This window comes from Mesorhizobium sp. M4B.F.Ca.ET.089.01.1.1 (assembly GCF_004022605.1).
GTDB classification, from domain to species: domain Bacteria; phylum Pseudomonadota; class Alphaproteobacteria; order Rhizobiales; family Rhizobiaceae; genus Mesorhizobium; species Mesorhizobium abyssinicae.
In genome coordinates this window covers 1-12,161 of record NZ_RZOS01000153.1, presented here as the reverse complement: position 1 = coordinate 12,161, position 12,161 = coordinate 1, and the positions used below count along the sequence as shown (strand labels likewise).

General features: G+C 61.3%; 10 protein-coding genes and 2 pseudogenes. 7 read left to right on the top strand and 5 right to left on the bottom strand.

The annotated features are described in order from the left end of the window. Positions 1-56: 56 nt before the first annotated feature. On the bottom strand, positions 57-296 hold the full coding sequence (locus EN780_RS16325; protein ID WP_245478470.1) for a hypothetical protein: 240 nt from the start codon (positions 294-296) through the stop codon (positions 57-59). 286 nt (positions 297-582) lie between these two features. Here EN780_RS16325 and groES point away from each other — a divergent pair, with 286 nt between their 5' ends. Further along, positions 583-879, top strand: coding sequence for a co-chaperone GroES (gene groES / locus EN780_RS16320; protein WP_006203049.1), 297 nt, complete (start codon positions 583-585; stop codon positions 877-879). A 69-nt stretch (positions 880-948) separates the two neighbouring features. Next, on the top strand, positions 949-2,604 hold the full coding sequence (gene groL / locus EN780_RS16315; protein WP_128274705.1) for a chaperonin GroEL: 1,656 nt from the start codon (positions 949-951) through the stop codon (positions 2,602-2,604). 157 nt (positions 2,605-2,761) lie between these two features. On the opposite strand, the pseudogene EN780_RS16310 reads toward groL, so the two are convergent. Then, a pseudogene (locus tag EN780_RS16310) lies at positions 2,762-3,106 on the bottom strand (zincin-like metallopeptidase domain-containing protein); the annotation flags it as partial. A gap of 146 nt (positions 3,107-3,252) precedes the next feature. On the opposite strand from EN780_RS16310, the gene EN780_RS16305 reads away from it, so the two are divergent. Genes EN780_RS16305 through EN780_RS16290 form a run of 4 tightly spaced genes read left to right on the top strand, consistent with a single transcriptional unit; the run spans position 3,253 to position 8,423 of the window. Continuing rightward, positions 3,253-4,392 (top strand): tyrosine-type recombinase/integrase, encoded by a 1,140-nt coding sequence (locus EN780_RS16305; protein WP_128274704.1) that lies wholly within the window; start codon positions 3,253-3,255, stop codon positions 4,390-4,392. Further along, entirely contained in the window at positions 4,392-6,170 is a 1,779-nt protein-coding gene (locus EN780_RS16300; RefSeq protein WP_245499990.1) for a site-specific integrase, read from the top strand. Before EN780_RS16305 ends, EN780_RS16300 begins: the two co-directional genes overlap by 1 nt. Next, a complete protein-coding gene (locus EN780_RS16295; RefSeq protein WP_128274703.1) occupies positions 6,167-7,987 on the top strand; it encodes a hypothetical protein in 1,821 nt (606 codons plus the stop codon). Before EN780_RS16300 ends, EN780_RS16295 begins: the two co-directional genes overlap by 4 nt. Further along, complete coding sequence (locus tag EN780_RS16290) at positions 7,980-8,423, top strand: hypothetical protein (RefSeq protein WP_128274702.1); 444 nt, start codon at positions 7,980-7,982, stop codon at positions 8,421-8,423. The genes EN780_RS16295 and EN780_RS16290 overlap by 8 nt, the downstream gene beginning before the upstream one ends. Here EN780_RS16290 and EN780_RS16285 read toward each other — a convergent pair. Next, the gene (locus EN780_RS16285) at positions 8,407-9,303 is read right to left on the bottom strand and encodes a zincin-like metallopeptidase domain-containing protein (RefSeq protein WP_128274701.1); all 897 of its coding nucleotides are present in this window, start codon (positions 9,301-9,303) and stop codon (positions 8,407-8,409) included. The genes EN780_RS16290 and EN780_RS16285 overlap by 17 nt on opposite strands. Before the next feature lie 50 nt (positions 9,304-9,353). Next, positions 9,354-10,022 (bottom strand): annotated as a pseudogene (locus EN780_RS16280) (ArdC-like ssDNA-binding domain-containing protein); the annotation flags it as partial. A 611-nt stretch (positions 10,023-10,633) separates the two neighbouring features. On the opposite strand from EN780_RS16280, the gene EN780_RS40670 reads away from it, so the two are divergent. After that, positions 10,634-11,203: a hypothetical protein gene (locus EN780_RS40670; RefSeq protein ID WP_245454735.1), complete on the top strand. Its 570-nt coding sequence runs from the start codon at positions 10,634-10,636 to the stop codon at positions 11,201-11,203. 6 nt (positions 11,204-11,209) lie between these two features. Here EN780_RS40670 and EN780_RS16270 read toward each other — a convergent pair. Continuing rightward, positions 11,210-12,161 (bottom strand): cation:dicarboxylase symporter family transporter (locus EN780_RS16270; protein ID WP_128274700.1); only part of this gene is annotated, 952 nt, incomplete at its 5' end.

Genomic DNA, 12,161 nt, shown 5'->3' with positions numbered 1-12,161 from the left:
CAGGACTTTCGCTGGGTCAACGCCCAGCGCATCGACGTCTCGGGCGGCATGAATATCTAGGTAACCTGGCGGATCAGCCCTTCGAAGCCGTCGGCGAGATTTGAATTGCCGGCGGCGACGAAGCTCGAAAGGCGCCTGGCTCGCCCAGGAGTCTTGTTGGCATCGAGCAGCACCGCCCTGCCTTCATGCATGACGAAATCGAACTTGCCATAATCGAAACCAAGTTCACGCCTTATAGCGCGAAGCTCGTCGGGAACCGGAACAGGTTCGCGGCGGATCGTATCGTCGCCGTTCACGAGACTTTGCGGAGAGCGATGCCCGCTGCTGGTGCTGCGCGCGCCGAGGCGTTAAGGGGCACCGATATATTCCTCCGCGATCCCGTCGGCGAAAGACCGCGTTCCTCGTGCGAATGCGGGTCGGGAAAAATTTCGCGCGGTTCGCTCCTTGCGCGCGCCTTGACTCTCGAAACCCTCCGGCCTATCTCAGCGCCACGTTAGCACTCGCCTTGCGTGAGTGCTAACTCATATCCGGCCTCGCCGGATGGAGGAACAGTTCTCACCGTTCTCATCGAGGAAGACACTAATGGCAAAGTCCAAGTTCCGCCCGCTTCATGACCGCGTGGTCGTTCGCCGGGTCGAATCCGAATCCAAGACCGCCGGCGGGATCATCATCCCGGATACGGCGAAGGAAAAGCCGCAGGAAGGCGAGATCATCGCCGTCGGCTCCGGCGCCCGCGACGAGGCCGGCAAGCTCGTGCCGCTGGACGTCAAGGCCGGCGACCGCATCCTGTTCGGCAAGTGGTCCGGCACCGAAGTCAAGCTCAATGGCGAAGACCTTCTGATCATGAAGGAATCCGACATCATGGGCATCATCGGCTGAACATCGGCCTCACCGTCAACTGAATCTTGAATCTGCGGGTTCGACCCGAACCCCTGACAGGAGCTTACAATGGCTGCAAAAGACGTAAAGTTTTCCCGTGATGCCCGCGAGCGCATGCTGCGCGGCGTCAACATCCTCGCCGACGCGGTGAAGGTGACCCTCGGCCCCAAGGGCCGCAACGTCGTCATCGACAAGTCGTTCGGCGCCCCGCGCATCACCAAGGACGGCGTCACCGTCGCCAAGGAAATCGAGCTTGAGGACAAGTTCGAGAACATGGGCGCGCAGATGGTCCGCGAAGTCGCTTCGAAGACCAACGACATCGCCGGTGACGGCACCACGACCGCGACCGTTCTGGCGCAGTCGATCGTCCAGGAAGGCCACAAGGCGGTTGCCGCCGGCATGAACCCGATGGACCTGAAGCGCGGCATCGACCTCGCCGTGACCGAAGTCGTCGCGGCGCTCGGCAAGGCCGCCAAGAAGATCAAGACCTCCGAAGAGGTTGCCCAGGTCGGCACCATCGCCGGCAACGGCGATGCTTCGGTCGGCAAGATGATCGCCGAAGCGATGCAGAAGGTCGGCAACGAAGGCGTCATCACGGTTGAGGAAGCCAAGACCGCCGAGACCGAACTCGAAGTCGTCGAAGGCATGCAGTTCGACCGCGGCTACCTCTCGCCCTACTTCGTCACCAACGCCGACAAGATGGTTGCCGAGCTCGAGGACGTCTACATCCTCCTGCACGAGAAGAAGCTGTCCAACCTCCAGGCCATGCTGCCGGTTCTCGAAGCCGTCGTGCAGACTTCGAAGCCGCTGCTCATCATCTCGGAAGACGTCGAAGGCGAGGCCCTGGCCACGCTGGTCGTCAACAAGCTGCGTGGTGGCCTGAAGATCGCCGCCGTCAAGGCGCCGGGCTTCGGTGATCGCCGCAAGGCCATGCTGGAAGACATCGCCATCCTCACCGGTGGCCAGGTCATCTCGGAAGACCTCGGCATCAAGCTCGAGAACGTCGGCCTCAACATGCTCGGCCGCGCCAAGAAGGTGTCGATCTCCAAGGAGAACACCACCATCGTCGACGGCGCCGGCAAGAAGGCCGAGATCCAGGGCCGCGTTGCCCAGATCAAGCAGCAGATCGAAGAGACCACTTCGGACTACGACAAGGAGAAGCTGCAGGAACGTCTGGCGAAGCTCGCCGGCGGCGTTGCGGTGATCCGCGTCGGCGGTGCGACGGAAGTCGAAGTCAAGGAAAAGAAGGACCGCGTCGATGACGCCCTCAACGCGACCCGCGCGGCCGTCGAAGAAGGCATCGTTGCTGGTGGTGGCGTCGCGCTGCTGCGCGCTTCGGCCAACATCAAGGCCACCGGCGTCAATGCCGACCAGGCCGCCGGCATCAACATCGTGCGTCGCGCGCTGCAGGCTCCGGCCCGCCAGATCGCGGCCAACGCCGGTGCTGAAGCCTCGATCGTTGCCGGCAAGATCCTGGACAACAAGGGCGCCACCTTCGGCTACAACGCCCAGACCGGCGAATATGGCGACATGATCGCCATGGGTATCGTCGATCCGGTCAAGGTCGTTCGCACCGCCCTGCAGGACGCGGCCTCAGTCGCCGGCCTCTTGGTCACCACCGAAGCCATGATCGCGGAGGCTCCGAAGAAGGAGTCGGCTGGCGGCGGCATGCCTGGCGGCATGGGCGGCGGCGGCATGGGCGGCATGGGCGGCATGGATTTCTAATCCAGCTCTGGCAGCTTTCGCAACGAGAGGGCGGCATCAATGCCGCCCTCTTTTTTTGCGAACCTCGGTCCGATGAACGATCGACGCCAACGCCGGCCATCGGCGTTAGGGCAACCTCAAAAGAACTGTCGAGTTGGTTGCGCGCGGCTTTGCGTCATCAGAGGCGCAAGGCGGTCGCGTGTGAGGATTGCGCGCTCCCATAGGCGGTTTCGGCATGTGCCTCGCCTTCGACATCGACATTGCGGCCAAGCAGGAAATCGGCGGCTTTCGAGGCATGGCTTGCGGCGCGGAAGATGGCGCGGTTGTCCTCGCGCAAAACCGTCAGCCATGAGCCGATGTAGTCGGCATGGCGCACGCTCGGCTCGATGCCGAGACTGCTGCAGATGAAGGCTGATGCGATTTCGGCGACCAGTTCCTCGCGCGCATAGGTGTTGGACCCGAAGGAGCCGGACAGGTCGCGCGCGAGTCGCCTCGGGTGGCCGGTCCAGTGTCCAAGCTCGTGTTAGGACCCGTCTCCAGCGCGTCTTTTCTGTCATCTTTCTGAACTGGAATCAGGACAGTTTTGGTTGCGTGGGACGCCCGCCGCTTTGCCGGGCGGGCCCGAGGGCCTGCCCGGCAAAGCGGTGGGCGGCGCGAATTGGGGAACCCATGGCCGAACTGTTATTCACTACCGAAGAGTTTGCGCCGAACGGCATATCGCGCCCAGGCGTCCCCATGCTTCTCGATAAGGAGATGCGGCTTATCGAGCCAGCCTGTGCCTGGTTGCTGCACATCGCTCTGGTGCGGGGACGCACGCGCAGTCGGCAGACCTGGCGTACCTATGGAGAGACCCTCTACGATTGGTGGCAGACGCTTGAGGCCAATGAATGGGTGTGGGACGAGGTCGGAGTAGCGGAGATCGCAGCTTACCGGGATCGAATGCTTTTTCGTCCAAGCGATCATACCGGGCGCGCTTACGCGCGCAGTACGATCAATGGTCGCATCAGAACGTTGGCCCTGTTCTACCGATGGTGCGTTGGTGCGGACCTTGCTCACCACGTGCCGTTCACGGCAGATGAGTTGGCGCTGTCGCGAAGCCGGCCGCAGCGCTTCCTGGCCCACCTCGACGCCACCGGTGGACGCCAGATTGTCAATGAGCTGACGGTCCGACAAACATCGACATTGCCGAGACCTCTGTCGCCCGCAACAGTGCGGCAGGTGATGAGCCGGCTGGACTCCCGAAACAGATTGATTGTGGAGTGGGCTATCACCACCGGCATGCGCCGGATGGAAGTAGCCGGATTAAGGCTGCGAGTGCTTCCGAGAGCGAGCACGGATGCCCTTACAGCAATAAAGATCGAGACGACCAAGGGCGGAAAAGCGCGGACAGTTTATCCGCCACAGCCTTTGGTCGACCGTACGCTTGCCTATGTACGTGAGGAGCGCGCCGTCATTATACGGCGCGCGAAATCCCGAAACCCGAACTATGCGGAACCAGATACGGTCTTTCTGACGGAAGCTGGACAGGCGGTGAGTGCTCGGCGCGTAGGCGCGATGTTCGCCGCTGCAGCCACGGCAGCCGGAGTGACTGCTAGCTTCCACGCGCTGAGACATACTTTTGCGACCTCGATGCTCCGGTTCCTGCAACGACGAACACAACAGGAGCCGGAGCTCAATCCGCTCCTCACTCTACAGGTTCTCCTGGGACATGCCGATCTGACTACTACGGCGATCTATTTGCGCGTTGTGGCGACAGACCTGACGCTTGCGGAGGCATCGGTCGAAAACCTTTATGAGGCTTTGTTATAATGGCACAGCGACGCAAGAATTATCGGCTCGATCCATCGCCAGTGGGGCTTGTGGGCGTGCCTGCCTCTCTCGTGGTCAACTTCCTTGATCCCAACGGTCGACTGGAAAGCAGCTTCGACTTCACCGTCTATCGAACTGCGCCGAGGATTGCAGCCGAAACTGCGCTTGCCTTCCGTCACCATCATGCCGGCCACAGCCCGGCCACTCGCGAGGGTGCGTTCAACACACTTTCCCGCTGGTTTGCCTTCCTGAACGATCATACTTCCGAGATCACCTCGATGGGAGATGTCGATACGGCGGTGCTGCACGCCTTTATAGCTTGGCTCAATGCCAAGCCATGGACCAAGAGTTCTCGTCATGGCAGCTGGTCGGTGCTCAAGCAGATGATCGGCTGGCTCAAGCACAACCGACCCGACCTCGTTGCTCGCGATCTTGAAATCCCGTTCAATGCCTTTCCTCGTAAGAATGCGGAGACGCGCCCGCGAGAGGCACTAAGCCGATCAGAGATGGAAGCTGTTCTGGCGGCGGGCCGAAAAGACATCGAGGCGAGCTGGGCGACCTTCCAGAGAGGAAAGGCACTCCTCTCACAGGTTGACCGAGAAGCCATCGCAAGGGAACGTGATCTCAGCCGGCTAGACCTCGATGACCTCGGCGTGATGCTTGCAGTTATTGTCGAGCATTACGGCGGGCTGATGCCTCCGCAGAACGTTACGCTGAAGCGAGGCTCCGGGCGCTGGCGGCTTCACTTCGCCTCGGTCCGACACGGCGGAAACCAAAAGCTTTCCAGCTATCTTCACGCCCTGCCCGAAACGCTGATCCCATACATGATCGCCATCGGCGCGCAGAGCTATGCCAATCCCGAAGCCCTACGCGAACTGCGGCGCGACTGCATGAGCGATCATTTGCTTCTCGAGGGGCGAGAGGTGATGACATGGTCGAAAGGCCGTTCGAACCGACTCCAACGTCGAAGCTTCCTGCGCAACAAGAGCCTGTCGGTGCCACACCTCGTTGACAGAGTTTTGGAAATGACGGCGCGGTTGCTACCGCACGTTCCCGCTCAGGACCGCGATCGGCTCTTCCTTGTTGCGAGCATAAACGGTTCACGCGCAACACAGCTGATCCCCAACTATCTGGCCAGCAAGCATGTTCGGCTCTTTGTACAGCGCCACGATCTCGTTGACGAGAAAGGAGACCCGCTTGCTTTGACCTTGGCGGCCCTGCGCACAACGGGACTTACCCTCGCACACGAGGCACTCGGCCACGACATTCTGAAAACCCAGGTTCTCGCCAACCATGTCACCCCCGACACAACGCAACGGTATATCGATCGGCCGATCGTCCGACGAGCCCAAGAACGCGTCGTCGGCGACCTGCAGGCACGCTTCGTCGATATTGTTCGTGGTACTGACGCTCCTGAGCGGAGGGACGAAATATCGGCAACCGACGCCGCGTATGCCACGGCTGCCGGCTTCACTTGCAAGGATCCCCTCGCCGGCGTCGGGGAAGGTCAGAAAGTTGGCCGGCTGTGTACGGCGTGGCTTGGCTGCTTCACCTGCCCGAACGCCGTCATCCCGCTCGATCCGGATGTTCTGGCGCGGCTGATATCCACGCGCGATGCGCTTGTCGCGGCGCGTCAGGAACTGGCGCCAGATCGCTGGCGTCTTCTTTACGCCCCGAAACTGGAAATCCTCGAGAACGACATCTTGCCGCGCTTCTCATCCGAGCTTCACCTGGCTGCGTCTATGAAAATGGCGCCAGCATTGCCGGTGATCGAATGAAAACGCTGCTCGCCGGAAATCCCGCTGTAGCCGGATGGGCTCAAGCGCCGGTCTCGCCATGGAGTCGCTTCGGCGATGATGAATGGCTGCTCGATATCCGCACTGCCGGCCGGCGCGCTGATCAGAATAGAATAGGCTGGGCGCTAGAGTTGCCGGAGGGAGCTATCATCAGCGAAACGGCATGGCGCAGCCTCCATCGGACGGCAAAACAGTTCCTATGGTCGATGACCGTGAACCCTCCGACCGGGCGCAAGCGTCTGTCGCCAGCGTCGGTGCATAGCAAAGCCGTCACACTGAAGACCATGATCGGGTGGATGGCGCTCGACGGACTGGAGACGTTCAGCAGCATTGATGCCGGGGCCGTGGAGCGCCTGCGGACTTGGCTGCCGACGCGTCCAGGATTGAAGGCGAAGTCAATCACCGCCAACACCATCGTCAACTACATGTTGGTGCTGAAGGATCTCTATCGACAGCGAGCCAAGCTCAATGATGCCCCGTTGGTCGATCCCTTGCCACAAGAAACCACCTATGAAGCGGCAGGATTGACCCCAGCTACGCGCGGTGCGATCCCGTTCATCCCCGACCCCATTGCGATCTCATTGCTGAATGCCGCGCTTCAGTGGGTGGAAAATCATGGCCCTACTATCGTGAGAGCCGAGACCGTCCGCCGCCAGGCCCATGAAGCTGGGCTGACACAAGGAACGAGAAGGCAGGCCTCGGATCATGTTCGAAAGGCATTGCGCCGCATAAACCTGACAGGCCCTGCCGGTGAAGCACTGCTCGGCGCCCATGCGGTCCGCCACGCCGCCACTCGTCTCGTGGAGGCATGCTACATCGTCATCGCCGGCTTTGTCGGCATGCGCGTAAGCGAGATTCTGTCGATCGAAATTGGCGCCATAGAGTCCCACCCGATTGCAGAAACCGGTGTCGAACAAGCTTACCTGGTGGCGAGGTTGTTCAAGACGGTTGACCAGCATGGCGGTCGAATGGAACGCTGGATTGCCCCAGAGCCGGTTGTGAAGGCAGTGGAACTGCTTGAACAGTTGAGCGCGCCGCTGCGCAAAGCATCCGGAAGGCGTGAGCTCTTCCTCGTCAAGAACACGCAGTATGGCGAGGTTGTACCCGTCACCCATATGCACATCGGCTGGCGGATCAATGATTTTGCTCGCCACGTCGGGGTGCCGCTGCACGAGGGAGAGCCCTGGGCGTTCAGCACACACCAGTTCCGCAAGACCTTTGCGCGGTTCATTGCCCGAAAGGACAGGTCGCAGCTTCTTGGCCTTGCCGAACACTTCAAGCATGCATCGGTCGCCATGACCGCGCGCGGGTACGTCGGCAACGACTTCGATCTCCGCCAACTGATCGAGCACGAAAACCGGGCTGAAACGGCGACGGCGTTGGAAAGGATGCTGCTGAGTGATCGACTTGCCGGTCGCATGGGCGAGCGAATCGCAGCGAATAATGCGCGGTTCCGGGGACGAGCGGGTGAGCAGGTACGCCGGGATTACATCGAGTTCGTCCTCACCGATACCGATCTGCGCATCCATGCCTGCGACTATGGTTGGTGCGTGTTCCAGCGGGAGACCAGTCGTTGCGGCGGCGAGGTCGGTCCGAGCGAGGCTGGCCGGAGCCCGGCCGTCTGCCTGGGTTGCGCGAACATGGTGATTGAACTGCGCCATGCGCCTTACTGGCGCGATCGTCGAAGCCGGAATTTGGATCTACTCCCGCGGGCCAACGCGATGACGGCCGCCGTGCTGACAGAGGTAATCGAACAGTGCGACACTGTCCTGACCAGGATCGGAGAAAAGGATGAGTGAACCACGCTCACCTTCCGCTACGTCGGCGGCTCGAGCCTACCGTGCCGCCCTGGCCCGGCTGGTACGCGGCGAGGGCCGCCATCCGGATCATCAGGGGCGGATCGTCCGGATCAGCCCTGCTTCAGTTGCACGTGAGGCGGGAAAAAGCCGAAACCCGCTCTACACGACACATCGGGACATCCTCGATGAAATCGAGGCCGCCGCTGAGGGACCCGGGCCTTCGAAGGACTTAGCCGAAAAGGTTCGCGAACTGGAGGCCGAAATTGCCCTCTTGCGCGCCGATGCCAAGCGGCATGTGGAAGAAAAGCGTAGCCTGGCAAGCCAAAACCTCGCCCTGCTTCACAGAGCAAGGACGGTGGAGGGGCAATTAGCGTCGGTACAGCGGCGAGCCGCATTGGGGCCCGCCGCTGAACCGTCGGCTATGCGGCGGCGCTGAGTTCGCTAGAAGGTTGCTGCGCATGCATCCAATCAACGGCCTTCTGAGCCCTGCTCGCAGCCGCAAAGATGGCGGAAGAATCATTGCGAAGGACCTTCAACCAACTGGCAACGTAGGCCGCGTGATCGGGCCTCGGGCGAGCCGAGATCGACAAGTCAGCGAGAACCATTGCGGCTCCAAGCTCTGCCACAACCTCCTCCATCGCATAGGCCTCCGAGCCAAAACGACCCGAGAGGTCCCGGTCCAGCCGGTGCTTGGCTGCGGTCGCATGAAGGCCTTCATGAAATAGAACGCTATAATGCGACGCACTGTCCTTGAAGTCAGCGAGAGCCGGGACATGCACCCTGTCGGCAGAGGGGAGGTAATATGCCTCACTGCCGCCGAAGACGGTATTGATCCCGAGGTTAGCGTAAAATGAATCGGCTTCGCTGATGCGGTCGTTGTTTGAACGAGGAGCCACCGGCTCAGGCTCAAATCCGTCAACTTGAGCACAGTTGAACACCGAATAGCCACGCGCAAACAGCATGGTGCGCTCTGAACCATCGGCGTCGGCCTCGCCCTCGTCGGATTTACCGCGAACCGGGCTCCAGAAGACGATCGTCGTGGATCGCTCGCCTCCGCGGACCTGGGCGCCAAGGGCTTGCCATTGGCGATAAGTTCCCCACACGCCCGTGGGATAGCCGGCGCTCTGCGCCGCTGCCCAAAGCGTGAGAGTGTTCACGCCGCGGTAAGGCTTTCCGGAAGATATGTTTGTGGGCCGTGATGTCGCCGTTCCATCATGGTGCCACGGCATAACGAAGTCACCTGCACCGGCTTCGATCGCAGCGATGATCGCCTCGGTGACTTGAGCGTAGACGCCTGCGCGCTTCTGAGAGGTCATGATCAAGCCCTCCCTGCATGCGCTGCAGCGGGAAGGACACTTGCGATGAAACCTAACTCGTGAAAGCAGGTCCGGTAATAGTCGATCTGGTGGAAGAAAGCCGGCTGCGGCGGCACCTGTATGGTGTCGCTGCCGGGCATGTAGAAGGCGCGCTCGCCGCCGATGCGAAAATCAGCGCCGGTTGCATGAATGAGCGCCTCGGCCTGCGGGACCATCTCGCGCTCAGGCAGAGGCTCGCCGGCGGCGTAAAGATGTTCGGGCAGATTATCGCACTGCGCGACATCGAAGACGGTGAAGCGCTTCAGGAAGGGCACCGCCTGCGGTTCGTCGCCATCGGTGTCGGCGCGTTGCTTTTCGTTCTTGGGAACAAAGCGGTCAGCGTGAACGATGGTGGTGCCGTGCTCGCCCTTCCTGACATTGCCGCCAAGCGAAAGCGCCTGCCGGAAGGTGAGCCAGTTCTGGCTGGGGAAACCGCGCTCGATGACCGCGCCCCACAGGATCAGGATATTGATGCCGGAATATCGGCGCTGGGTGGCCGCATTCCGCGGCAGGCCGAGGCCTGTCCTTGCCCTGCCCCACGGCTTGACCCATGGCACGGTGCCGCGCTCCAGTTCGGCAATGATGCGGTCGGTGATTTCCTGATAAAGGCTGGCGCCGGTGCGCCCGCCACTGTCTGCGCCAGCCTGTCGGCTGCCGCAACGTTTGTTGTTTGCACGCATCGTGATGTCCTCCGCTCTACAATCGCGCGCCCTCCCCGGAAGCGGGGTGGGCGGCAAAAGCGACCGGAAAGGCCCGCCGTCGGAGGCGGACTGCATCAGCAGGACCGGAACGGAGTGGAGGACCCGAAAGCGACAAGCGAAGGGTTGCGGGACGCCGCGGCGGGCCTAGAAGGGAGTGCTGCCCACCCTGCGCCAGGGGGAAGGCCACAATAGAAAGACGCCGGCCGACAGGCCGGCGACCGTCAGCAGCCGAAGGCTGCCCCGCGCCAGGGGGCGATGCCGCAGGGCCAAGACCGCCTGAGCTTGCCGAAGAAAAGCGGGCTCGGTTCACGAGCACCCGGCCAGCGACTTCAGGCGCGGGCGCTCAGGATTGTTGTTGGCGCCCACGGCAGCTGGATGACCGCAACAAGATTACGAGGAGCGACAGCAAAGCCAGCTGCCACAAACGGCACGCTCCGGCAACAACAGCGTGGCCGGTCTACAGATGCTGCCCCGCACGAGAGCCAGCACGCTTTGAGCGCGCATCGGCGATGCAAGCGTTGCAAGCTGGCCATGTCCACAAGGTCGGCGACCACTATATCGCCGACCACCAACGCGGGCGTACCGTCTAAGTGCAGACCTTTCGCGAGTGCGCGGACCGCGCATTTCATCTGCGATGGCCGGATCTTGCATTCCCGCTTGAGCTGCTCAACGTCAAGGCCTACACGCGCTGCGATCTTGAGAGTGACCCTTCAACTGGGGGAAATCATAAGGGCGCGGTGGAATTCGTCGAACTTTCCCTGTTTTCTCGAGGCGAGTGCGGCGAAGGCTGGGAATTGGGAATCCGGTCCCAGGACCGGGAACTGTTTGATCACAAGCTTCAGATTGGGTTCATGCTTGAAGGCTTTTTGGTAGTTGATATCAGCCAGTCTGCAATGCGGACAGTTGTGGTAGTCATTGAATATGACCAGAACGGCATCGCCTTGCGGGTTGCCGGCGATTGGCGAAGGAGATCGTTGTCGAATGCGCCGCTCCACTTTTGCCTGTCGGTCGACCACGCCTGCCGGTGCAGGTTCGCGCTATATTGGCTCGCCAGCAAGGCGAGGAGTAAAAGAAGAGCTGCGACAGTGATGGCAGTCGGCTTAGACATGAGTCTCCAATCCATGGACGGCGTGGCAGCAACGGCCGCCTTTTTGGTGTAAAATGGGTCAGTTTTGATCGTGCCCCGCAGTTGCTACAGGCGCACAGGTGCCGGTGCGATCTGGCGGTTTCTCAAATACGGCTTTGCGCCATCGGGTCCACCCCAATAGCTGAGCGTCGTTCGCACGGGGAATTGTGTTCACCACGCCGGGCGACTTGACCGTCCACCGCCGGAGCGCTGAACGGTCCGCTAGTGAGGCGCTCCCCGAATCGTCGTTTATCCCGCTCGCCCCGGACCGGGTGACAGCCAGCGTTGCCGCTACGCTGCGGAGAAAAACCGTCAGCGCGTGGCATTCGGACATAAGCTGATCGACGCCAAGAATAAGCCCCACGGAGGTGACCGGTGCGGCCGGAACAAGAAAGAGCGTTGCAGCCATTGTGACGAGGCCTGCACCGGTAATGCGGGTTGTTCCGTTCGAAGGGAACAATGCGACAAACAGCATGAGGATCCGGCAGCCGATCGGGAGATCAGTTTTCGTCGCTTGGGCGATGAAAAGGGCGGCGAGCATCATATTCGTGCCGTCCAGATTGAATGGAATGAGACCCACGACCGAATGCGTGGCGCCGGCCCTTTCCATCTTCTCCATGAGCGAGGCCAGCGCGGCCTCTGAGGAGGACATTGCGAGCAGCAGCTCGTCCTTGATGTATCGGACGAGAGAGAAGAGCGAGCGGCCGTTGTAGCGGCAGACCGCGCCGAACAGGACCGAGAGGAACAAGACTTGCAGGATGTCGCCTTCCGCGAAGGCATTGGCAATCGTTGACGGGATGATGTTCATCAGGAAGCTGGTCACGGACTGCTCGTGAGCCGTGGCCACATAGCCCTTAACGGCTTGGACATCGAGCGAGGCCGGATCGATGTTGAGGCCGGCGCCAGGCTGAACGATATTCGCGACAATCAGCCCGACAACGAGTGCAAGCGTCGAGAAGGTAAGGAAATAAACCATCGCCTTGGCGGCAACT

Excerpts from the sequence above, each read along its gene's own strand:
- groES (WP_006203049.1), top strand. The coding sequence starts at position 583 with ATGGCAAAGTCCAAGTTCCGCCCGCTTCATGACCGCGTGGTCGTTCGC.
- groL (WP_128274705.1), top strand. The coding sequence starts at position 949 with ATGGCTGCAAAAGACGTAAAGTTTTCCCGTGATGCCCGCGAGCGCATG.
- EN780_RS16305 (WP_128274704.1), top strand. The coding sequence starts at position 3,253 with ATGGCCGAACTGTTATTCACTACCGAAGAGTTTGCGCCGAACGGCATA.
- EN780_RS16300 (WP_245499990.1), top strand. The coding sequence starts at position 4,392 with ATGGCACAGCGACGCAAGAATTATCGGCTCGATCCATCGCCAGTGGGG.
- EN780_RS16295 (WP_128274703.1), top strand. The coding sequence starts at position 6,167 with ATGAAAACGCTGCTCGCCGGAAATCCCGCTGTAGCCGGATGGGCTCAA.
- EN780_RS16290 (WP_128274702.1), top strand. The coding sequence starts at position 7,980 with ATGAGTGAACCACGCTCACCTTCCGCTACGTCGGCGGCTCGAGCCTAC.
- EN780_RS16285 (WP_128274701.1), bottom strand. The coding sequence starts at position 9,303 with ATGACCTCTCAGAAGCGCGCAGGCGTCTACGCTCAAGTCACCGAGGCG.